The 20,218-nt window shown below is 66.5% G+C and carries 22 protein-coding genes and 1 tRNA gene; 13 read left to right on the top strand and 10 right to left on the bottom strand.

The genetic code is table 11. The features are described from left to right. The first annotated feature begins 186 nt into the window (after positions 1–186). Complete coding sequence (locus tag BLV92_RS00115) at positions 187–1,332, top strand: branched-chain amino acid ABC transporter substrate-binding protein (protein ID WP_090541031.1); 1,146 nt, start codon at positions 187–189, stop codon at positions 1,330–1,332. Between the two features lie 192 nt (positions 1,333–1,524). Here BLV92_RS00115 and BLV92_RS00110 read toward each other — a convergent pair whose 3' ends face one another. Then, positions 1,525–2,979, bottom strand: a complete 1,455-nt coding sequence (locus BLV92_RS00110; protein ID WP_342029113.1) for an MFS transporter — start codon at positions 2,977–2,979, stop codon at positions 1,525–1,527. Between BLV92_RS00110 and BLV92_RS00105 the strand changes: the two genes are divergently transcribed. The 3 genes from BLV92_RS00105 to BLV92_RS00095 all read left to right on the top strand — a co-directional run bounded on the left by BLV92_RS00105 (position 2,950) and on the right by BLV92_RS00095 (position 5,780). Continuing rightward, positions 2,950–3,618 carry a HugZ family pyridoxamine 5'-phosphate oxidase gene (locus BLV92_RS00105; RefSeq protein ID WP_090546706.1) on the top strand — a complete coding sequence of 223 codons (669 nt, stop codon included), beginning with the start codon at positions 2,950–2,952 and terminating at the stop codon, positions 3,616–3,618. The two genes, BLV92_RS00110 and BLV92_RS00105, sit on opposite strands and share 30 nt — an antisense overlap. Positions 3,619–4,027: 409 nt before the next feature. Then, positions 4,028–4,330, top strand: coding sequence for an H-NS histone family protein (locus tag BLV92_RS00100; protein ID WP_090541025.1), 303 nt, complete (start codon positions 4,028–4,030; stop codon positions 4,328–4,330). Positions 4,331–4,574: 244 nt separating this feature from the next. Continuing rightward, entirely contained in the window at positions 4,575–5,780 is a 1,206-nt protein-coding gene (locus BLV92_RS00095; protein ID WP_090541022.1) for a cation diffusion facilitator family transporter, read from the top strand. A gap of 21 nt (positions 5,781–5,801) precedes the next feature. Here the strand turns inward: BLV92_RS00095 and BLV92_RS00090 are convergent, their stop codons facing one another. The 3 genes from BLV92_RS00090 to BLV92_RS00080 form a co-directional block, all read right to left on the bottom strand. Further along, on the bottom strand, positions 5,802–6,260 hold the full coding sequence (locus tag BLV92_RS00090; RefSeq protein ID WP_090541020.1) for an Lrp/AsnC family transcriptional regulator: 459 nt from the start codon (positions 6,258–6,260) through the stop codon (positions 5,802–5,804). A gap of 90 nt (positions 6,261–6,350) precedes the next feature. Continuing rightward, positions 6,351–6,989, bottom strand: a complete 639-nt coding sequence (locus tag BLV92_RS00085) for a 3'-5' exonuclease family protein (protein ID WP_090541018.1) — start codon at positions 6,987–6,989, stop codon at positions 6,351–6,353. Further along, positions 6,986–7,630: an MBL fold metallo-hydrolase gene (locus tag BLV92_RS00080; protein ID WP_090541015.1), complete on the bottom strand. Its 645-nt coding sequence runs from the start codon at positions 7,628–7,630 to the stop codon at positions 6,986–6,988. The genes BLV92_RS00085 and BLV92_RS00080 overlap by 4 nt, the downstream gene beginning before the upstream one ends. Positions 7,631–7,880: 250 nt before the next feature. Here BLV92_RS00080 and BLV92_RS31285 point away from each other — a divergent pair, with 250 nt between their 5' ends. Both BLV92_RS31285 and BLV92_RS00070 read left to right on the top strand, forming a co-directional pair. Continuing rightward, entirely contained in the window at positions 7,881–8,189 is a 309-nt protein-coding gene (locus BLV92_RS31285; protein WP_134092195.1) for a hypothetical protein, read from the top strand. A 153-nt stretch (positions 8,190–8,342) separates the two neighbouring features. Further along, on the top strand, positions 8,343–8,957 hold the full coding sequence (locus tag BLV92_RS00070; RefSeq protein ID WP_090541009.1) for a septal ring lytic transglycosylase RlpA family protein: 615 nt from the start codon (positions 8,343–8,345) through the stop codon (positions 8,955–8,957). 111 nt (positions 8,958–9,068) lie between these two features. Here BLV92_RS00070 and rsmI read toward each other — a convergent pair whose 3' ends face one another. Continuing rightward, on the bottom strand, positions 9,069–9,959 hold the full coding sequence (gene rsmI / locus BLV92_RS00065) for a 16S rRNA (cytidine(1402)-2'-O)-methyltransferase (protein ID WP_090546704.1): 891 nt from the start codon (positions 9,957–9,959) through the stop codon (positions 9,069–9,071). 111 nt (positions 9,960–10,070) lie between these two features. Here rsmI and BLV92_RS00060 point away from each other — a divergent pair, with 111 nt between their 5' ends. The 5 genes from BLV92_RS00060 to BLV92_RS00040 all read left to right on the top strand — a co-directional run bounded on the left by BLV92_RS00060 (position 10,071) and on the right by BLV92_RS00040 (position 12,556). Continuing rightward, a complete protein-coding gene (locus BLV92_RS00060; protein ID WP_090541006.1) occupies positions 10,071–10,535 on the top strand; it encodes a YraN family protein in 465 nt (154 codons plus the stop codon). Between the two features lie 111 nt (positions 10,536–10,646). After that, positions 10,647–11,231, top strand: coding sequence for an SIS domain-containing protein (locus tag BLV92_RS00055; RefSeq protein ID WP_090541003.1), 585 nt, complete (start codon positions 10,647–10,649; stop codon positions 11,229–11,231). Between the two features lie 27 nt (positions 11,232–11,258). Then, entirely contained in the window at positions 11,259–12,050 is a 792-nt protein-coding gene (locus BLV92_RS00050; protein WP_090541000.1) for a BON domain-containing protein, read from the top strand. After that, positions 12,050–12,424: a c-type cytochrome gene (locus tag BLV92_RS00045; protein ID WP_090540997.1), complete on the top strand. Its 375-nt coding sequence runs from the start codon at positions 12,050–12,052 to the stop codon at positions 12,422–12,424. Before BLV92_RS00050 ends, BLV92_RS00045 begins: the two co-directional genes overlap by 1 nt. Positions 12,425–12,480: 56 nt before the next feature. Further along, positions 12,481–12,556, top strand: a tRNA-Ala gene (locus BLV92_RS00040). Between the two features lie 171 nt (positions 12,557–12,727). Here the strand turns inward: BLV92_RS00040 and BLV92_RS00035 are convergent. Genes BLV92_RS00035 through modA form a run of 3 tightly spaced genes read right to left on the bottom strand, consistent with a single transcriptional unit; the run spans position 12,728 to position 14,928 of the window. Then, entirely contained in the window at positions 12,728–13,435 is a 708-nt protein-coding gene (locus BLV92_RS00035; protein ID WP_090540994.1) for an ATP-binding cassette domain-containing protein, read from the bottom strand. A 1-nt stretch (position 13,436) separates the two neighbouring features. After that, positions 13,437–14,114 carry a molybdate ABC transporter permease subunit gene (gene modB, locus BLV92_RS00030; RefSeq protein ID WP_090540991.1) on the bottom strand — a complete coding sequence of 226 codons (678 nt, stop codon included), beginning with the start codon at positions 14,112–14,114 and terminating at the stop codon, positions 13,437–13,439. A gap of 28 nt (positions 14,115–14,142) precedes the next feature. After that, positions 14,143–14,928, bottom strand: a complete 786-nt coding sequence (modA, locus tag BLV92_RS00025; RefSeq protein ID WP_090540987.1) for a molybdate ABC transporter substrate-binding protein — start codon at positions 14,926–14,928, stop codon at positions 14,143–14,145. A gap of 361 nt (positions 14,929–15,289) precedes the next feature. Between modA and BLV92_RS00020 the strand changes: the two genes are divergently transcribed. Then, a complete protein-coding gene (locus tag BLV92_RS00020; protein ID WP_143040623.1) occupies positions 15,290–16,090 on the top strand; it encodes an NHL repeat-containing protein in 801 nt (266 codons plus the stop codon). A gap of 210 nt (positions 16,091–16,300) precedes the next feature. Next, positions 16,301–17,461, top strand: coding sequence for an NAD-dependent formate dehydrogenase (locus BLV92_RS00015; RefSeq protein ID WP_090540981.1), 1,161 nt, complete (start codon positions 16,301–16,303; stop codon positions 17,459–17,461). Between the two features lie 103 nt (positions 17,462–17,564). On the opposite strand, the gene BLV92_RS00010 is transcribed toward BLV92_RS00015, so the two are convergent. Continuing rightward, positions 17,565–18,503, bottom strand: a complete 939-nt coding sequence (locus BLV92_RS00010; RefSeq protein ID WP_090540976.1) for a helix-turn-helix domain-containing protein — start codon at positions 18,501–18,503, stop codon at positions 17,565–17,567. Between the two features lie 336 nt (positions 18,504–18,839). After that, positions 18,840–20,218: phospholipase D-like domain-containing protein (locus BLV92_RS00005; RefSeq protein WP_143040622.1), on the bottom strand; the 1,379-nt coding region annotated here is incomplete at its 5' end.

Genomic DNA, 20,218 nt, shown 5'->3' with positions numbered 1-20,218 from the left:
TAATTTGATCGCCTACACTTGCGCGCAAGTATGGACGGGCGGCCTGCCACAAACGGGCGTTGCGCCATGCTGGCCAGGTGCATCAAGGATGCATCCTGCGTGGTCGTCCGCACGGGGAGCGACACGTTCGGGGCGCGGGAGCACAGGGCGATTACGTTGGTTTTGGGTTTGAAACTGGAGACTTACATGAATATCAAGCTTCAAAAGCTGCTGCCGATCAGCGCCGCAGCCATGCTGTTCGCGTCGCTCGCTACGGGGGCTGTTGCCGATGAGGTCATCAAGATCGGTCACGTTGCGCCGCTGACCGGCGGTATTGCCCACCTTGGCAAGGACAACGAAAACGGCGCGCGTCTTGCCGTCGAGGAAATCAACGCGAAGGGTCTGACGATCAACGGCCAGAAGGTCACGCTCCAGCTGGACCCGCAGGACGACGCGGCCGACCCGCGTACTGCCACGCAGGTCGCGCAGAAGCTCGTCGACGACAAGGTCGTCGCGGTGGTCGGCCACCTGAACTCGGGTACGTCGATCCCGGCATCGAAGATCTACAGCGATGCGGGCATCGTGCAGATCTCGCCGTCGGCCACGAACCCGGCGTACACGCAGCAAGGCTTCAAGACGACGTATCGCGTCGTCGCGACCGATGCGCAGCAAGGTCCGGCGCTCGCGAACTACGCGTCGAAGGGCCTGAAGGTGAAGAGCGTCGCGATCGTCGACGACTCGACCGCCTACGGTCAGGGTCTCGCGAACGAATTCGAGAAGACCGCGAAGTCGCTCGGCATGAACGTCGTGTCGCACGACGCGACGAACGACAAGGCTGTCGATTTCCGCGCGATTCTCACGAAGATCAAGGGCGAAAACCCCGACGCGATCATGTACGGCGGCATGGATGCGACCGGCGGCCCGTTCGCGAAGCAGGCGAAGCAGCTCGGCCTGCGCGCGAAGGTGCTCGCGGGTGACGGCGTCTGTACCGACAAACTGTCGGACCTCGCTGGCGACGCGACCGACAACATCGTGTGCTCGGAAGCTGGCATGGCGCTCGAAAAGATGGCGGGCGGCGCAGCGTTCCAGGCGAAGTACCAGAAGCGTTTCGGCCAGCCGATCCAGATCTACGCGCCGTTCACGTATGACGCGGTGTACATCATCGTCGATGCGATGAAGCGCGCGAACTCGACCGATCCGGCGAAGATCCTGGCTGCGATGCCGTCGACCGACTACAAGGGCGTGATCGGCGAAACGACGTTCGATGCGAAGGGCGACCTGAAGCACGGCGTGATCTCGCTGTACAACTACAAGGCGGGCAAGAAGACGCTGCTCGACGTCGTCGAGATGTAATCGACGCGGCGAACGCGCAATGACGAAAGCCCCGGGCGGATGCCCGGGGCTTTTTCGTTTGTGGGTTGTTTATGGTGTTTCCGGGTCGTTTCCCGATTGCCGGTCAGCGCCGTGGTTCCGGCATGGCGGCGCGAGGGCCGCGCGGCATCGAGCGGACATCGAAGCGCCCGCGGCGCCGCGCCAACGCGGCCGTCAGATGCCCAGCCGCGCCAGCACCTTCGGTCCGGCCACCGCGACCACCGCCGCGCACAGCGCGACGACCGACAGGCCGATCGGCAGCGTCGTGACCTGCGTGACGCCGCCGATGACCACCGGCCCGAGCAGCAGCCCGACGTACGCGATGCCCGCGACGTGCGCGAGTCCTTCGGCCGCGTGGATCCCCTTCACGCGCGCGGCGGCCGCGAACAGCACTGGCATCATGTTCGCGAGGCCGAGCCCCATCAGCGTAAAGCCCGTCAGCGCGGCGACCGGGTACGGCAGCAGCAGCGCGCCGATCATCCCCACGCACGCGAGCGACGCGCTCGCCATCACCAGCTGCGGCGCGCCGAAACGCGCGCGCACCGCATCGCCGGCGAAACGCGCGGCCGCCATTCCGCCCGAGAACGCCGCGTATGCGGCGCTCGCGACCGCGGGGGTCGCCACCACGACGTCGCGCATGTAAACGGTCGCCCAGTCGTACATCGCGCCTTCGGCGATCAGCGCGATCAGCGCGATCGCGCCGAGCGCCCACAGCGCGGGCGTGCGCCAGCGGTTGCCGGACTTCGACGCGTCCGCGTGCGCCGCGTGCGGCACGTGAGGCAGGACCGCCGGGCACGACACGATCAGCACGAGCGCGTTGAGCGACGACGCGAGCGCGAGATGCAGCGCCGGCGCCATGCCGCGCGAGAGCAGCGCGCCGCCGACCGCCGCGCCGGCCATCCCGCCGAGGCTGAACATCCCGTGCAGCGACGACATGATCGGCCGGCCGAGCGCCTCTTCGACCGCGCTCGCCTCGGCGTTCATCGCGACGTCGAGCGTCGCCATGCCGACGCCGAACAGCGCGAGCACGGCGAGCAGCAGCCCGTAGGTCGGCACGACGAGGATCAGCGCGCCGCTGATCGACAGCGTGAGGCCGCCGGCGAGACACGCGCGCCGCGTGCCGACCCGCGCGATCCAGCCGCCGATCGACGTCATCGAGGCGATCGATCCGCCGGCGACCGCGAACAGCGCATACGACAGCAGCGCGGGGCTCAGGTGGAAGCGGTCGCGCACCGTCGGCACGTGCACGCCCCACGACGCGTACATCATCCCGGCGACGAAGAAGAGCGCCATCGTCGCGATACGCGCGCGGTTGCGGGTCGCGACGGGCAGCGCGCGATGGACTTCGGCGGGAGCGGGAACGGCGAGGGGGGAGTCGGTCGAACGATCGGACACAGGGTTTCCTGGCGGAGGAAGGCGAATGAAAGCAGATGATTCTAGCGAAGCCGCCTCGCCCACGCTGGAGCAGGCGTTGCCGCGCTGCACTAATATCGGTACGCCGGGCGGCGGGCTGGATTGCCGCGCCACCCCACACCACGCCGCGCCGGCATGGCGATCGACGAACGCGCCCACTGCGGGCGGGAAAAAGAGGACGCGCACTTGAAGATATCTGCTCACGCCCTGCTGCATCTGCTGCATCAGCCGTCGACCGGTACGCTTGCGACCCACGCGCGCGATCCGCACGGTTTCCCGTATCCGACGCTGCTGCCGTTCGCGCCGGACGCGCGGCACCGTCCGGTGATCCTCGTGAGCCGACTCGCCGAACACACGCGCAACCTGCACGGCGATCCGCGCGCGGGGTTTCTCGTCGCCCATGCGTCGGACGGCAACGTGCTCGAAGGTCAGCGGGCCACGCTGCTCGGGCTGTTCGAGCCGGTGGAGGACGGCGGCGGCCCCGACGTCGCGCGCCGTTATCTGCGCTACCAGCCGGACGCACGGCGCTATCTCGCGCTCGGCGACTTCACGTTCTGGGTGATGCACGTCGAGCGGGTGCGTTATATCGGCGGGTTCGGTGCGATGGGCTGGCTCGACGGCTCGGAGCTGGATTCGCTCGAACCGTTGTCGGCGGCGGCCGAGGACGACCTGTTGCGGTTCTTCGAAGCGCATCCGGCGCGCACCGGCCGGCTGGTCCCGCTAGGCGTGGATCGATACGGCGCCGATCTGACGATTGACGGCGCGCGCACGCGTTTCGAATTCGACGGACCGAAACTCGACGACGCGTCATTGCGCGACGCGCTTGCCGAATGCATTGGCCAATGCAAAACCTGATAAATGAGCCGGCGGCGGTGCCACCGCGCCGGAATTCATCCCGGCGACCGTGAAATGGCAAGCGGCCGATTCGGCGCGAATGAATGACGGGCGAAGCTGTCACACGATGAAATGTTAACGCCTGTTCACAGGATTAATTATCATCGGCTGCCAATTACTCCGATCGGGCATTAACATGCGCGTCACCTCTTTAAGGAATCTGCGAACAGCAAAAAATGCCGGAGGGGCTGTTCGCTATGCGAAGGCGGTGCGTTCGAAAAACAATTTATTATTTTTTGCGCTTCGTAACTTTTCCAGCATTTCAATTTTGTGCTAATCTCCCCCGAAATTCCGAGGCGGTGCAACTATCAGGTGATCGGCATACCGGCGAGAGACTGGTAGCCAATTAATCGAAACCACAAGGGACATCATGTCTTCCTACAAGGAACTTCTCGCCCAGCGCGAAAAACTGGAGAAGCAGATTGAAGAGGCCAAGGCGCGCGAATACGCCGAGGTCCTCGATGAAATCAAGCAGAAAATGGCCGACTATGGCATCACGCTCGCCGAACTCGGCGGCGGACGCAGCAAGAACGCCAAGGCTTCTTCCCGCGCACGGGCGAGCGTCGCTCCGAAATACCGCGACCCCGATAGCGGCAGCACGTGGTCCGGCCGTGGTAAGCCGCCGCGCTGGATTGCCGGCAAAGATCGCGAAAAATTTCTTATCCAGAAATAACCCGTAAGCGATTCGGACGAATCCCAGTATTTGTCGTCCGTTTTCCTACAAAAAACCGCGTGGCCGTCAGGCACGCGGTTTTTTATTGTCTGTCGACGAAGCAGCGACACGCGCTGTCGCGTGAATACGAATGCGTCGTGTTCTTGTAGTGGTCTGATTTTAAAGAGATTTTTGTGGGCATTCAGGATAATGCCGCCAATCGCCGCTACAATCCGGGGTACTTTGAATCCGGTATTTCTTTCACATGCCTTCATCCGTCGCCGGCGAGCTGCCAGACAAGCACCAGGTTGCACGCAGGAGTACGTTCGTCAGCATCGTCGTCAATTCGGTACTCGTGGTGCTGCAAATGGTCGTCGGCGTGTTTGCGCATTCGCAGGCGCTGATCGCCGACGGCGTCCATTCGTTTGCCGATCTGATATCCGATTTCGTCGTTTTGCTGGCCAATCGGCATAGCGGCGCGCAGCCGGACGAAGACCACAATTACGGTCACAGCCGTTATGAAACGGTTGCTTCATTATTTCTCGGCGCACTGCTGATAACCGTCGGCGTCGGAATGTTATGGCGGGCCGGCACGCGGCTCGCGAATCTCGACGACATTCCGCCGCTGCATGCGAGCGCGCTCGTGGTCGCGCTGTTCGTGCTCGTGTCGAAGGAGGCGCTGTTTCGCTACATGCTGCGCGAGGCGCAGCGCGTGCGCTCCGCGATGCTGATCGCGAACGCGTGGCATGCGCGCTCGGACGCGGCGTCGTCGCTCGTCGTGGCGCTCGGCATCGTCGGCAGTCTCGCGGGCGTACGGCTGCTCGATCCGATCGCCGCGGCGATCGTCGGCTTCATGGTCGCGCGGATGGGCTGGGTGTTCGGCTGGGACGCGCTGCAGGACCTGTCCGACCGCGCGCTCGACACCGCGACGACCGCCGATCTGCGCGAACTGCTGCTCGGCACGCCGGGCGTGCTCGACGTGCACGAGATGCGCACCCGCAAGACCGGCGACCTCGCGCTCGTCGACGCGCACATTCTCGTCGATCCGCTGATCTCGGTGTCCGAAGGGCATTACATCGCGGAGTCCGCGCGGGCGCGGGTGCTGACCGATCCGCGCGTGTTCGATGCGCTGATCCACGTCGATCCGGAGGACGACATGCACGTGCGCTCCGTCGCCGGCCTGCCGCCGCGCAGCGACGTGGCCGCGCGGCTGCGCGCCGCGTTCGGCGAGCATGGCGTCGGCGTTGCCGCGGTCACGCTGCATTACCTGAGTACCGGCCTCGACGCGGAAGTGACGCTTCTCGACGCGGACGGCGACGCACGGCGTGGGCTTGGCGACGTCGATCTCGATGCGCTGAAGCGCAGCGTCGGCGCGCGGCGGCTGGACGTGCTGCTGCGCGTTCGCGGCGAAGGGGAGGGGCGGCGCGACGGCGTTCGCCCGCCGCACCCCGCGCACGACACGCGGTCGTGACCGGCGCGGTGGCGGCTCAGTTCAAAGCGGCAACTGCGTATCGAACTTGATCTCGCGGAGCACGACGCTCGTGCGCACCTGCGCGACCGCCGGGATGCGGAAGATGCGCTCGTGCAGGAAGGCGTCGTACGACTTGATGTCCGGCGCGACGATCTTCAGGATGTAATCCGACTCGCCGGTCGTGCTGTAGCACTCGGTGACTTCCGGGCAAGTGGCGATTTCCCGCTCGAATTCCTCGACGCCGCCTTCGGTGTGCCGCGTCAGATGAATGTGCGCGAGCGCGCACACGTGCAGGCCCAGCTTTTCGCGATCGAGCAGCGCGGTGTAGCGCTGGATCACGCCCGATTGTTCCATGTCCTTGATCCGGCGCCAGCACGGCGTGCTGGACAGCCCCACCTGATCGGAGATTTCCTGCACCGAACGGCGCGCGTCGAGCTGCAGCAGACGCAGAATCTTTTGAGAGAACGTATCGAGTGTCAACTGCGCCTCCGTTTGCGTCGCCGTATTTCCGAATGTTAGAGGCCAGGAAAACGAAACGCAATGCGAAACGCGTTCGGCGAGACGGATCGCCTAATTTGATACGTCGTCAGCGGCGTTTTGACCTGATGCGTTCCCATCTACCGACGCCGCCGCAACAGTACCGGCCGCCTGCGCGGCGCGCAGGTCCGCGAGCATGTTGCAGAAGAGCGCCCCTTGCTCGATCGCGTCGTCGAGCGCGACGTGCGTGTGCGGATGGTCGTCGAACCAGTGCTTCGGGAACCTCGGCTTGATGCACTTGCGGTACGGCAGCCCCGTCATCGCGAACGCGAGCGTCTTGATGTCGAGCGCCGACCACGAGAACGGGCAGCGGCCGGCGAACCGCATCATGTACCAGAACATGTACGTGAAATCGAAGCCGGCCGGCATCGCGACGAACACCGGCTTGCCCGGCAGCGCCTCGACCCATTCGACGTAGGCGACGATCGCCGCCTCCGGCGTTTGCAGGTCCTTGCGGCACGCGGCCCAAGCCTCCGGCTGCGTCTCCCACCACGCGGCCTGCACTGGATGCGGCGTCGCGCCTTCGAGCAGTTCGAGGTTCGCGGAAAAAGTCGCGATCAGCCGCTTGTCCGCCGTGTACGCGGCGGACGCGAAGCTCAGCATCGAATGGGGGCCGGGAATCGGGCCGTCGGCTTCGACATCCGTGCTGACGTAAATTTCGTCGTTGTTCATCCGGGTACGCCGTCTGCGACATAAGGGTTGGTGCGACGCTCGGCGCCGAACGTCGAAGTCGGGCCGTGGCCCGGTACGAACGTCACGTCGTTGCCGAGCGGCCAGAGTTTCTCGCGGATCGAGCGGATCAGGTCCGCGTGGTTGCCGCGCGGAAAATCGGTGCGGCCGATCGAGCCGGCGAACAGCACGTCGCCGACCAGCGCGATCCGGTGTGCGCGGCTGAAGAACACCACGTGACCCGGCGTGTGGCCCGGGCAGTGGTACACCTCCAGTTCTTCGTCGCCGAAGCGCACGGTGTCGCCGTCATCGAGCCAGCGGTCAGGCTCGAACGCCTGCGCCGCCGGAAAACCGAAGCGCGTGCTCTGCTCGGGCAGCATGTCGAGCCAGAAGCGCTCGTCCTCGTGCGGCCCCTCGATCGGCACGCCGTAGTGCGCCGCGAGCGCCTTGGCGCCCGCGCAGTGGTCGACGTGGCCATGCGTGAGCAGCACCTTTTCGATCTGCACGTTCTGCCGCGCGACTTCGGCTTCGATCCGTTCGAGATCGCCGCCCGGGTCGACGACGGCGGCGCGCCCGGTCGCCTCGCACACGAGCAGCGAACTGTTTTGCTGGAACGGCGTGACGGGGATCAGCGTGACTTTCATGCGAGGAATCGTGGGCGCCGGGAAGGGGATCGTCGGGTATCGTCGTTCGCGAACGACCGGGTCCGGCCGCCGCGAAAGTCCTGATTGTACCGGCGCGCGACACCGGCCGGCGAACGCCGCAGCCTGGTGCGCGAACGCGCGACGCAAACGGCTTTGTTACGCCGATAGTGAAAAATCATGGCATTTTTTCCGACCCGGACGTGACAGGAATTCGTTTTAGGTATAATGCGGCCCATCACGCACGATTTTCGTGCCTTCAATCGGCGATGCGATCCCGTTTTTCGGGGCATGGTCATCGCCGTCAAGCAGTGCTGTCGGGGGCTGGGAAACCAGTCCGACGGCAAATCAGGTGTCGATCCGTTCGATGCCGCACGTCTTGCCCAGCCAGGCGCCGCGCGCCTGCTACGGCCTCGCTGCCGTGACGCTGGGTGGGGCCTACGCCGCCGTTCCTGTGCGCCGTGTCTGTTTTCCGACCGGTGCGCCAGAACTGTTTGCCATGTTCGATGGCGGCACGTGGGGTCTGGCCAGGCTGCCGGGGAAGAGGCTGCGCCAGACGTGAAAGATAACTAGCGGTAGCGGCGCAGCAAGCCGCATCCGGGCACCGGTTCTCACTCGCGTCAGCGAGCGGGGAACGTTTGTTCCCGCGACCGCCGAAGCCTTGCAGTGACGCGCCGCAGTGGCGCCGAGGGCTTCGAAACATGATGGCCAGCTTATGAAACTCAGACTTTCTCGACGACGATTCGGGAGTCTCGCAGCCGTGTCGATTCTCGCCGGCTGCGCCATGCCGCCCGGGCCGCAGAGCCAGGCGGATGGCAATGCATTGAGCACGAAGAGTGCCCGGACCAGCGCCGCGCTCGTCGCGCCGCCGAGCTACGGCACGGCCGCATTCGACGGGCTGCCGGCGTCCGACGCGAGCAACGACAAGTCGCTCGCGGACGCGCAACCGATCTCGGAAAGCGGTCCCGACGTGTCGTCGTTCCGTCAGGCGGGGCGTGCGTCGTGGTACGGCCTTGGCTTCCACGGCCGCCGCACCGCAAGCGGCGAGCGTTACGACATGCATGCGCTGACCGCCGCACATCGGTCCTTGCCGCTCGGCTCGTACGTGAAGGTGAGCATTCCGGCGACCACGAAGTGGGTCGTCGTGAAGATCAACGATCGCGGACCGTTCTCGCGCGGCCGCGTGATCGATTTGTCGTATGCCGCCGCCCGGATGCTCGGCCTTCAGCATGCGGGCACCGCCCGCGTGCAGATCGAAGGGCTGTCGCGTCAGGAAGCAAAGGAAGCGCGCGCGGAAATGCTCGCGGCCGCGTCGAACACCGACCACTGACCGCGGGTTGCCCGGCGCCGCGCCGCGCGCGGATTGCCCGGCTCCCGGATCGACGAAGGGCCGCATTGCGCGGCCCTTCTTCATTTCAGTCGTTCCCGGGTTGTCAGTTTTTCAATCGCCGGCATCGTCCGGCCGATCCTTCAGTTCGAGCGCGCGCGCGTACAGCGTGTTGCGCGACGCGCCGGTCAGCGCCGACGCGATCTTCGCCGCGCTCTTCACCGGCACCTCGTCGAGCAGCATCCGCAGCAATGCGTCGTGATCGTCGTCGGCCGACGCGCTCGCCGGCGCGCCTTCGACGGCCAGCACGAACTCGCCGCGCTGCCGGTTCGGATCGGCGGCGAGCCACGCCGGCCCTTCGGCCAGGGTGCAGCGATGAATCGACTCGTGTAGCTTCGTCAACTCGCGCGCGATCAGCAGACGGCGCGCGGGGCCGAACGCGTCCGCGAGCGCCTGCACGGTGTCGGTGATCCGGTGCGGCGCTTCGTAGAACACCAGCGCGTGCGGATGCGCGGCGAGCGCCTGCAACGTTGCCGCGCGCTGCTTCGGCTTCGACGGCAGGAAGCCGACGAACGTGAACGTCGAAACCCAGTCGCCCGCCGCGCTCAACGCCGTCGCGAGCGCGCTCGCGCCCGGCAGCGGCACGACCTCGAAGCCGGCGTCGCGCACCGCGTCGACGAGTTTTGCGCCGGGGTCGGAGATGCCGGGCGTGCCCGCGTCCGACACGCATGCGACGCGCTCGCCGGCGCGCAGATGCTCGATCACGCGCTGCGCGGCTTCGCGTTCGTTGTGCTCGTGCACCGCGATTAGCGGCTTGTCGATCCCGTAGCGCGCGAGCAGCTGACCGGTGTTGCGCGTGTCCTCGGCCGCAATGCGATCGACGAGGCCGAGCACGTGCAGCGCGCGCAGCGTGATGTCGGCTGCGTTGCCGATCGGCGTCGCCACGACGTACAGCGTGGCGGCGGGGTACTGCTGGGCCTGTGCGAGTTCGAAGAGGGACGTCATGACGCGGAACGCGCGAGCGGTGAGAACGAGGCCGACATTGTGCCATGCGACGTCGCGCGGGTCGGACCTCGCGCGGCGCCATCGCATCGGCGCGCGGCGTGGAGCGACGCGATGACGTCGAGTGGCGGCAAACGCCGTGCGCCGTTTGCGCCCGATGCGGCGACCCGGGCATCGGCGCGAGCCGATCCTTCTTGCACCCGCGACAACTTTAAGGGGCGCGGCGGGTCCAACGCCGTCGGCGCACGCTTCGAGGCGCGCGCGCTCGAATTCCTTCAGCGTCAGCGTCTCCGGTTCGTCGCGCGCAACGTGCGTTGCCGCGGCGGCGAACTCGATCTCGTGATGCGCGAGCCGGACGGCACACTGGTGTTCGTCGAAGTGCGCGCCCGCACGCGGCGCGGTTACGACGGCGCGGCGGCGAGCGTCGGGTGGCGCAAGCGAGGGCGGCTGCTCCATGCCGCGCAGCACTTTCTCGCCGGATATGCGGATGAAATGCCCGCGTGCCGCTTCGATGTGATCGCATTCGACAGCGGCCGGCTCGTGTGGCTGCGCGACGCGTTCCGCGCGGACGATCGTTGACGCTGTGCGCCGTTTCGGATGGGGGAAGCGGCGCACGAGTGCGCTAAACTTGCGGACACCGCGCGACGCGCAGCCTTTTCGCAATACCACGCAGTACCTATAGAACAGTCGATGTCCGTCGAACGCATTCAACAGCACTTCCGCGACAGCGCGGCAGTCAAGCTCGAAGCCCTGGAAGCCCTTTCGATGCCGATCGCCGCAGCGATCGACACGATGTTCGCCGCGCTCGCGAACGGCAACAAGATCATCGCGTGCGGCCACGGCGGCTCGGCCATCGGCGCGCAGCATTTCGCGGCCGGCCTCGTCGGCCGGTTCGAGCGCGAGCGTCCGGGTTTGCCCGCGCTCGCGTTGACCACCGGCGCGGCGGCGTTGGCCGATGCCGACGACGCCGACTTCGGCCAGGCGTTCGCGAAGCAGGTCCGCGCGCTCGGGCAGCCGGGCGACGTGCTGCTCGCGATTTCAGCGTCGGGCAATGCCGCGAGCGTGCTCACGGCGATCGGCGACGCGCACGAGCGCGAGATGGTCGTCGTCGCGCTGACCGGCGACGGCGGCGGCCGCGCGAACGATGTGCTGACCGATACCGACATCCATATCTGCGTGCCGTCCGCACGGGCCGCGCGCATTCACGAAGTTCACCTGTTGACCATCCACTGCCTGTGCGACGGCATCGACGCGATGCTGCTGGGCGACGACTGACACCGAAGGACGAAGGAGAGGGAGTTGATGAGCAGATTCCGCCTCAGCGGCATGCTGACCAGAACCACGCTGGTAATCGGCCTCGCGACTGGCGTCGCGGCGGGCCTCCAGGGTTGCGTGCTCGCGCTCGCGGGCGCGGCGGGCGGCACCGCGCTCGTGGCGACCGATCGGCGCACCGTCGGCGCACAGACCGAGGACCGCGAGATCCAGGTGAAGGCGCTGTCGGATCTCAGCAAGAACCTGCCGGATGCCGCGCACGTGAACGTCACGGTGTTCAACCAGCGCGTGCTGCTCACCGGCGAGGTGCCGGACCTGGCGTCGAAGCAGAAGGCCGAGACGATCGTGCGCGGGATCACGAACGTGAACGCGATCGTCAACGAACTGGCGGTGCAGCCGGCAAGCTCGTTCTCGTCGCGCACGAACGACACGTACCTCGAAGGGCGCGTAAAGACCGAACTGATTGCGTACAAGGATATTTCGGCGAACAACTTCAAGGTCGTCAGCGAGCGCGGGATCGTTTATCTGATGGGGCTCGTGACCGTCGACGAAGGCAACATCGCGACGGATGCGACGAGCCGCGTGTCGGGCGTCGAGCAGGTCGTGAAGGTGTTCGAGTACATCAAGCCGGAGCAGGCGGCGGCCGCAACGGCTGCGGCGCAGTCGACCAGCGCGCCGGCTGCGGCGAACGCGGCCGAGGAACCGACGGTCGGCGCGGTGCCGGATTCGTCGGTGTCGTCGCGGCCGATCGATCAGCAGCCGCCGGCGCCGGTGATCAATTCGTCGCCGGTTCATCCGGGCAGCAGCGGGAAGGCGATGTGATGCGGACGTTCTTCAGGCGTGGAGTGACGGCGGGCGTCCTGTCGATCGGCGGTGCGATGGCGATTGCGATTGCGTTGACGGCGGCACAGCCGGCCGTCGCGGCTGAAGACGGTCTGGCGATCGCGCGGACGAACGCGTGCATGGGATGCCATGCCGTGGACCGCAAGCTGGTGGGTCCGTCGTTTCAGCAGATCGCGGCGCGTTATAAGGGCGATCCGGCCGCGCAGGCGAAACTGCAGGGGAAGGTGCGCAACGGTGGCGCGGGCGTGTGGGGCGCGATTCCGATGCCGTCGCATCCGGCGATGAGCGACGCGGATATCCGGACCGTCGTTAGCTGGGTGCTGGCGGGGGCGCCTTCTTCGTCTTCGAAATAAGTGTTCTTGGGGGTTGGCAAATTCTGAAGAAGCTGTGCTAGAATCGCTGCTTCGTTGGGGCGGTAGCTCAGCTGGGAGAGCGTCGCGTTCGCAATGCGAAGGTCGTGAGTTCGATCCTCATCCGCTCCACCAACAGACATCAAGGCAGTTCAGCAGTATTTCTGAACCCCGCTAGCCGTACGGCTAGCGGGGTTTTTGTTTTTGATCGTGGGTTCCGGTAACAACCTCAACCCGAGGGCGCTTCCGTTCCCGTCAGGGGTTATCAGACGAGGCGCGCCGCCGCACTCAATCTCGCCAACACCCCTACCTTCCCGCCCAAACCCCACCGCCCACCACAACCCTCCCGCCGCTCTCCACGCGCCCATCCACCACTCTGACAACCTCCTCCCCGAACACGTCCACATCCTCGGGATCGTGGCTGATCAGCACCATCGGAATATCGAGCCGCGCCTGTAAAGCGGCAAGCTCTTCCCGCATCCTCACCCGCAGCGCCTGATCCAGTGCGGAAAACGGCTCGTCGAGCAACAGCATCTGCGGCCGCGCCACGAGCGCGCGCGCCAGCGCCACCCGCTGCTTCTGTCCACCCGAAAGATGCACAGGATGACTTTGCGCCACCCCGCGCAACTCCAGCGCATCGAGCCAATACTCGACATCCGGATGCGCATCGCGCCGCGACGGATTGAGCCAGCCGCGCCACAGCCCGAACGCAATGTTCTGCCGCACGTTCAGATGCGGAAACAGCGCATAGTCCTGAAACAGATACGCGACCCTGCGCGCCTGCGGCTTCAGGTCGACGCCGCCGCCGCTATCGAACAGCGCGCGCTCCTCGAACCGGATCACGCCTTCGTCGGGGCGCAGCAGACCCGCGATCGCCTGCAATGTCAGCGTCTTGCCCGATCCCGACGGACCGAACAGCACGACGCGCCGGGCCGTCGTCTCGAACGCGATGTCGAGCGCAAAACGGCGGCCGGCCGTATCGAGCGTCTTGCGGATCGCGACGGTCAGCGTCATCTCAACGCGCGGTCGCGACCGAAGGCTGCGGAACCAGCCGGCCGGCAAGCAGCAGCACGACGACGCAGACGACCGACGTGACGAGCACGAGGAAATTCGCGGTGCTGTCGTCGCCGGCCTGCACCGCTGCATAGATCGCGACCGACAGCGTCTGCGTGCGGCCCGGCAGGTTGCCCGCGACCATCAGCGTCGCGCCGAATTCGCCGAGCGCCCGCGCGAACGCGAGCAGCGTGCCGGCGAGCAGTCCGCGCGTCGCGAGCGGCAGCGTCACGCGAAAGAAGATCGCCGCCTCGCTGATGCCGAGCGTGCGCGCGGCGCGCTCCAGTTGCGGATCGACCGATTCGAACGCCGCGCGCGCGGACTTCAGCACGAGCGGAAACGCGACGATCATCGACGCGATCACCGCGCCCTGCCACGTGAACACGAGCTGGATGCCGATGCTGTCGAGCCATCGTCCGATCACACCGCGCCGGCCGAGCAGCACGAGCAAGTAATACCCGAGCACGGTCGGCGGCATCACGAGCGGCAGCGTCAGCAGCGAATCGACGACGTCGCGCGCGGGCGAGCGCCAGCGCGACAGCGCGTAGCCGATCGCGACGCCGAACACGACGTTCAGCGCGGTCGCCCAGCCGGCCACCTTCAGCGACAGCCACAACGGAATCATCCATGCGTGTTCCATGAGCGGGCGTCTCCTCGGGGGGCGCGGATCAGTGCGCGCCGGCCGCCGGCTTGAAGCCGTATTTCGCGAGCACGGCCTGGCCGTCGGGCGACAGCACGTAGGCGATGAACGCCTTCGCGTCGTTCGCGTGGCGGCTGCCCTCGACGAGCGCGATCGGATACGACACGGCGGTTTGCGTCGGCACGGTCAGCGCGACTTTCACGCGGTCCGGCATGATCGCGGCGTCGGTCGCGAACACGAAACCGGCGTCCACTTCGCCGCGCGACACGTAATCGAGGCTCTGCCGCACGTTCGACGCGAGCACGCTCTTCGCGTTGACCGCGTCCCATACGCCGGCGGCCTGCAACGCGCCCTGCGCATAGCGGCCGATCGGCACCGACGCCGGGTCGCCGAACGCGATGCGCTTCACGTCCGCCGACGTCAGATCGTTCAGCGTGGCCGGCGCGAAGCGGCTGTCGGCCGGCACGATCAGCACGAGCGCGTTCGTCGCGAAGTCGCGGCGCGTCGCGGGATCGACGACCTTCTCCGCGACCGCCTTGTCCATGGCCTTCTGGTCGGCGGACGCGAACACGTCCGCCGGCGCGCCCTTGACGATCTGCTGCATCAGCACGTCCGATGCGCCGAAGTTCAGCAACACCTTCGTGCCGGGATGCTGCTGCTCGTACGCGTCGCCGATCGCCTTGAACGCGTTGATGAGGCTCGCCGCGGCCGACACGATCAGTTCGTCGGCGCGCGCATTCGCGCTCGCGACGAGCAGGGTAGCGCCGATCACAAACAGCGTCCGCTTCAGCGGACGGACAACGAAAGCTCGCATGATGGGAAGGCCCTCTTCGAAAGAAAAGCGATATCGAACCAGCGAAATATTACAACGGATATAACGGGTAGAATCCGCTGGATGCTCCGCGTACGGCAGCGGTTGTCGCGTGCGCGGGACGTCGACTGGATCGCCAGCCGGGTTGCCGTAGCGGCAGGCACGCCGGTACATCGCATCGCAAACCGTCTGATGGGAGTCGCACATGTCGCTGTGCGTGATCGTGCGGAGTGTCCGCGCGCGCGTGGTTCGGGCAAGCGTCGTTGTTGCGACTGCTGCTGTGTTCGTTGCCGGTTGCGGTTCTGCGCCGCCGCGCGCCACGTCCGCAAGCATCGGCGTCGCTGCGCAGCCGAACGGGATCGCGGTGCGGCCGGGCGACGGCGCGTTGTTCATCACCGACGATCGCGACAATGCGGTGCTGTGGTCGTCCGATCACGCGACGTTCGCGCGTTATGCGACGGTTCCCGCCGTGCCGGGGCAGCCGAACGCGTTGAGTCAACCGGCGTTCGCTCGACAGGACACGCTGCTCGTCGCACGCTTTGGTTTCGGCAGCGCCGGCGCGTTGGTCTCGGTTTCCGCATCGGGCGATGCGTCGGTGTTGACCGGACTCGCGCCGCAGCGGCGCAGGCTCGGCCTCGTATCGCTCGGGCCGCGCCGCGCGCTGTCGAGCTGGTTCGTGAAGAGCGGCAGCCAGCCGAACGCGGGCGGCGTGAGTGTCGTCACCTACGACGACGACACGCACGCGGCGACGGAGCGCGACCTGATCGTCGGACTGTCGAAGCCGGTCGGGATCGCGGTCGGCGGCGATACGCTGTTCGTCTCGGATCAGGCGAGCGGCGTCATCCTGCGTTACGGTCTGCCGGCGTTGCTCGCGGCGCGGTCGCCCGCCAGCGCAGGGGTTGCATTCGCGCACGTCGACGGCCCCGATCTGCTCGCGGTCGATCACGCCGGCGCGCTGTACACGAAGTGCGGCGACCATGGCCTTTGCCGCATCGCGCCGGATGGCGCCGTCACGACACTCGCCGACGACTTCAGCGAGGCGCGCGGCGTGGCGGTGGACGACGCACACCACACGCTCTACGCAGTCGATCGCGTGAAGGGCGCGGGTGCAACGAGCGCGATACGCGTCTTTCCGTTGAGCGAAGGAACATCGGCCTCGCATTGAGCCGATGCGCCGTCGCATCGGCAGGCACGCTAACCGGTCGCGTCTCACCGCCGCCGTTGTAGCCCTTCGTCGGCTCCATCCGCATCACGCGAAGGTTCGGCATCCACTCCAAACCGTGCGATTTCGAAATAACTCTCCCGAAGCGAAACGCAGACTGTCGGTGTAGTCCACTCGGCACTCGCCCGACCTCTATCACTCAAGGAGACGAACATGGCAAAGGTTCTATGCGTGCTTTATCCCGATCCGGTAACCGGTTATCCGCCGAAATACGCGCGCGACGACATCCCGGTCATCAAAGGTTATCCGAACGGCCAGACGGTGCCGTCGCCGGAAGGCGAACTCGGGTTCAAGCCCGGCGACCTGGTCGGCTGCGTGTCCGGCGAACTGGGTCTGCGGAAGTACCTCGAAAGCCACGGCCACGAACTGGTCGTCACGAGCGATAAGGAAGGCGTCGATTCGACCTTCGAGCGTCACCTGCCCGACGCCGACATCGTGATCTCGCAGCCGTTCTGGCCGGCGTATCTGACGCCGGAGCGGATCGCGAAGGCGAAGAAGCTGAAGCTCGCGCTGACCGCCGGCATCGGCTCCGATCACGTCGATCTGAAGGCGGCGGCCGCGCGCGGCGTCACGGTGGCCGAAGTCACGTTCTCGAACAGCATCAGCGTGGCCGAGCACGTGGTGATGATGACGCTGTCGCTGGTGCGCAACTACCTGCCGTCGCATCAGTTCGCGGTGAACGGCGGCTGGAACATCGCGGATTGCGTGACGCGCAGCTACGACCTCGAAGGGATGCACTTCGGCACGATCGCGGCGGGCCGCATCGGCCTCGCGGTGCTGCGCCGGCTCAAGCCGTTCGACGTCCATCTGCACTACTACGACCCGCACCGGCTGTCGCCGCAGATCGAGGCCGAACTGAACCTCACGTATCACGAGACGCCGCAGTCGCTCGTGAAGGTATGCGACGTAATCAACCTGCAGACGCCGCTTTATCCGTCGACGGAGCACATGTTCGACGACCGGATGTTCGAACTGGTGAAGCGCGGCGCGTATCTGATCAACACCGCGCGCGGCAAGCTGTGCGATCGCGACGCGGTGGTGCGCGCCGTCGAGTCGGGCCGCCTCGCGGGTTATGCGGGCGACGTCTGGTATCCGCAGCCGGCGCCGGTCGATCACCCGTGGCGCCGGATGCCGTACGAAGGGATGACGCCGCACATTTCGGGCACGTCGCTGTCCGCGCAGCATCGTTATGCGGCCGGCACGCTCGAAATCCTGCAATGCTTCCTCGACCGGAAGCCGATCCGGCCGGAGTATCTGATCGTCGATGGCGGCAATCTCGCCGGCACCGGCGCGGGGTCGTACAAGCTCGACTGATTCCGCTTTACACGAAGGGCACACGAAGGGCGCGGCGCTTGCGCCGGGTCCTTCGGTTGAGCGAAAGATAACCAGCGATACCCACGCGCCGTCGCGGCGACGTTCAATGCGTCGCGGCGGCGCGCCGTTGCTGTTCCAGCCAGCGCGCGGGCGGCAGGCCGTTCAGTTCGCGGAACACGGTCGTGAAATGCGCCTGTCCCTGGAAACCGGCCGCGAGCGCAGCGTCGATGATCGGCATGTCGCGCATCATCAACAGCTTCGCGTGCTCGATGCGCCGCGCCCGCAGGAACGCGTGCGGCGTCGCGCCGGTCGCGAGCCGGAACTGCGCGGCGAAGTGCATGCGGCTCAAGCCCGAATGGCGCGCGATGTCCTGCAGCGTGATCGGCTCGGCGAGATTCGCGTCGATGTAGTCGAAGACGCGCCGCAGCCGCGACGGCGACAGTCCGCGAATCGACGATGTGCGCGCCGGCTCGTGTGCATACCGCGACAGCACGTGGCGCAGGATCGCGAGCACCAGACGCTCGTCGCGCTCGACGTTGCGTTCGCTGTCGCGCTGCGTCGCCGCGAGCGACTGCGCGATCGGCGCAAGCGCGGCATCGACGCGAAACGCGGGGTCTTCGAGGCGCAGCGCGGCGCCATGACCGCGCAGCGCGTCGTACTGCGCTTCGATCAGCTCGTCCGGGAAAAACACGTGAATCGCTTCGTTCGCGCCGCGGAAACTGCACGTCACCTGTTCGCCGGGGCCGGTCAACTGAAGGCCGCCCAGGCCGCCCGTGCCGCGGTCGAGCAGCCGGCCGTCCTTGTAGCAATCGACCGTCGCGCGGCCGAGCAGGACGCTGACCGTGTAGTGGCGCTCGAATACGGGGGCGGTCAGTTCGCGCCGCGCGGTCCGGCCGTCGGTCCAGTGTCCGACCACGACGCCGGACGCCGACGCGAGGCCGTGGCGACACGGCATTTCTCTCCACACGTCTTCGTCTTCGAGCAGGCGCGGCGCGTTCGGGCGCGGGTCGCGGGTGCTGACGTCACAGGCTTCGGTCCGCATGGGCAGTCTCCGTTCGCCACGCTGTCGCTACCCGATTTTCGCGGCGGCGATGCATGGCAGATGTCTGCGCAGAATACGTAGCAGTGCGCGCAATGGTGATTACAGTTCGACCGTCGATGCGGGGTTACAGTTTTTTCCGCGGGCAAATTGAGGCGCTGTGGCGTTGGTGCGTTGCGTCATATCTCGCCGTATACATTGGCGCGAACGACCATCGCGGCTGGAGAGGAGAGGCGGGCAGGGCGCGGAAACGGTGCACCGTCTCTCGCCGCTGCCCGACGAGGGTTCAACCAGCGAGATCGTTCACGCGATGCAGTGGCGAGTACGCCGCCCGCGCGATCACGCGTCGCCGGCGTCCGAAGCCAGCGCGACGCGGGCCTTTTCCTCGGGACTGCCCGCTTTGTAGTATTTGTCGGCCCAGCCGCGGTCGGCCTGCAGTTGCAGTCGCGTCACCGTATGCCGCCGCTGCTGTTCGATGCCGATCGCGCGCGCCCGGTAGTGTTCGTAAAGGCGCAGGAACTCGGCAAGATAGATCGCGGCGATCCGCCCGTCGCGGATCTCCAGCAGGTTTTCGTCGTTGTAGTGCTCGGAATTGTTGCTCATGTTCGCGGACCCGGTATAGACGACCGGGTCGTCGCCTTCCGCGTCGATCACGATGAACTTGTGGTGGATGATTACCGGCGCGTACGGCGGCGGTTTCTCGCCGGGGAACAGTTGAAGCTCGGGCTCGAAGCCCTCGGGTGTCGTCGCGGGCGAGAAATATTCGGCGTCGATCACGTCGCGATTCGTCCTGCTGCGGTGATACAGCGCGAGATTCGCGAGCGCGGCGGTGTCCGGCTGCTTGCCGTCCTTCTGTTCCTGCTCCGTGGTCTGCGCGGACTTCGCGCTGATGTGGTTCACGAGGCCGAACATCATCAGCCCCTTGTCGCCCGCGTCGAAGCACGCGTCGCGCAACGGTTCGTCGGTCGGCATGAACAGGCAGAACACGACCGAATGTTTCGCCTTGCGGATCGTATCGACGATCGTGTCGATCTGCAGCCGGCGGTTGCGCGGCTCCGGCGAAAAGCACACGCGCACCGCCGCGCGGCCGATCTGCACCGGCGTCGACCAGCCGTTGCTGGGCGTCGCGCTGTCGTCGGTCGGCAGTGCGGCGGTCTGCGCGATGGTCGGGTTCGCGGCGAGCGCTTTGGCGCGATCGTCGTACAGCGTCGCGAGCGCCGGCGAGTCGAGCAGGTGAAGCACGTTCGCCTGTTCGGTGATGCCTTCGGTCGTGAAGTTCGCGGAGCCCGCGAGCACCCGCGCGGGCGCGTCGCGCCCGTCGCTTGCGTCGGCGACGATGAACTTGTTGTGCATGATGTGCGTCCTGTCGCGCCCGAAAAGCTGCGCGAGGCCGGTCAGCCGGTCCACGGCCGGCTGGTTCGGCGATGGTTCGGTCTTGCCTTTCTCGCGCACCGCATGCGAGTCGTACACGACGGCGAGCGCGTTCGCGCCGTGCGCGCGGCCGAACGCTTCGAACGCGGGCAGCGCCCACAGATCGTCGGTCAGGTGATAGACGGCCGACGTCGCGAGCGTCGCATCGGCGAACACGGTCGGGAACGTCTGTTCGAGATCGTTCGCGAGCCACGTGCGCAACTGGAGCGCAAGGTCGGGCGGCGGCGTCTTGTGCGGATCGAGGCCGAGCGCATCGACCTGGCGCGCGAAGGCCTGCGAGCTGACGA

Origin of the sequence: Paraburkholderia caballeronis, from assembly GCF_900104845.1 — a bacterium.
Lineage (GTDB): Bacteria > Pseudomonadota > Gammaproteobacteria > Burkholderiales > Burkholderiaceae > Paraburkholderia > Paraburkholderia caballeronis.
Note: the sequence above shows the minus strand (reverse complement) of the source record. Positions and strands in the feature narration are given on the sequence as shown.

What these genes read in the sequence shown, in the direction of transcription:
- BLV92_RS00055 (WP_090541003.1), top strand. Translation starts at nt 10,647, where the DNA reads ATGTCCGTCGAACGCATTCAACAGCACTTCCGCGACAGCGCGGCAGTC.
- BLV92_RS00115 (WP_090541031.1), top strand. Translation starts at nt 187, where the DNA reads ATGAATATCAAGCTTCAAAAGCTGCTGCCGATCAGCGCCGCAGCCATG.
- BLV92_RS00100 (WP_090541025.1), top strand. Translation starts at nt 4,028, where the DNA reads ATGTCTTCCTACAAGGAACTTCTCGCCCAGCGCGAAAAACTGGAGAAG.
- BLV92_RS00060 (WP_090541006.1), top strand. Translation starts at nt 10,071, where the DNA reads ATGACGTCGAGTGGCGGCAAACGCCGTGCGCCGTTTGCGCCCGATGCG.
- BLV92_RS00080 (WP_090541015.1), bottom strand. Translation starts at nt 7,630, where the DNA reads ATGAAAGTCACGCTGATCCCCGTCACGCCGTTCCAGCAAAACAGTTCG.
- BLV92_RS00010 (WP_090540976.1), bottom strand. Translation starts at nt 18,503, where the DNA reads ATGCGGACCGAAGCCTGTGACGTCAGCACCCGCGACCCGCGCCCGAAC.
- BLV92_RS00015 (WP_090540981.1), top strand. Translation starts at nt 16,301, where the DNA reads ATGGCAAAGGTTCTATGCGTGCTTTATCCCGATCCGGTAACCGGTTAT.
- BLV92_RS00110 (WP_342029113.1), bottom strand. Translation starts at nt 2,979, where the DNA reads ATGCAGCAGGGCGTGAGCAGATATCTTCAAGTGCGCGTCCTCTTTTTC.
- modA (WP_090540987.1), bottom strand. Translation starts at nt 14,928, where the DNA reads ATGCGAGCTTTCGTTGTCCGTCCGCTGAAGCGGACGCTGTTTGTGATC.
- rsmI (WP_090546704.1), bottom strand. Translation starts at nt 9,959, where the DNA reads ATGACGTCCCTCTTCGAACTCGCACAGGCCCAGCAGTACCCCGCCGCC.
- modB (WP_090540991.1), bottom strand. Translation starts at nt 14,114, where the DNA reads ATGGAACACGCATGGATGATTCCGTTGTGGCTGTCGCTGAAGGTGGCC.
- BLV92_RS00095 (WP_090541022.1), top strand. Translation starts at nt 4,575, where the DNA reads ATGCCTTCATCCGTCGCCGGCGAGCTGCCAGACAAGCACCAGGTTGCA.
- BLV92_RS00085 (WP_090541018.1), bottom strand. Translation starts at nt 6,989, where the DNA reads ATGAACAACGACGAAATTTACGTCAGCACGGATGTCGAAGCCGACGGC.
- BLV92_RS00050 (WP_090541000.1), top strand. Translation starts at nt 11,259, where the DNA reads ATGAGCAGATTCCGCCTCAGCGGCATGCTGACCAGAACCACGCTGGTA.
- BLV92_RS00045 (WP_090540997.1), top strand. Translation starts at nt 12,050, where the DNA reads ATGCGGACGTTCTTCAGGCGTGGAGTGACGGCGGGCGTCCTGTCGATC.
- BLV92_RS00070 (WP_090541009.1), top strand. Translation starts at nt 8,343, where the DNA reads ATGAAACTCAGACTTTCTCGACGACGATTCGGGAGTCTCGCAGCCGTG.
- BLV92_RS00035 (WP_090540994.1), bottom strand. Translation starts at nt 13,435, where the DNA reads ATGACGCTGACCGTCGCGATCCGCAAGACGCTCGATACGGCCGGCCGC.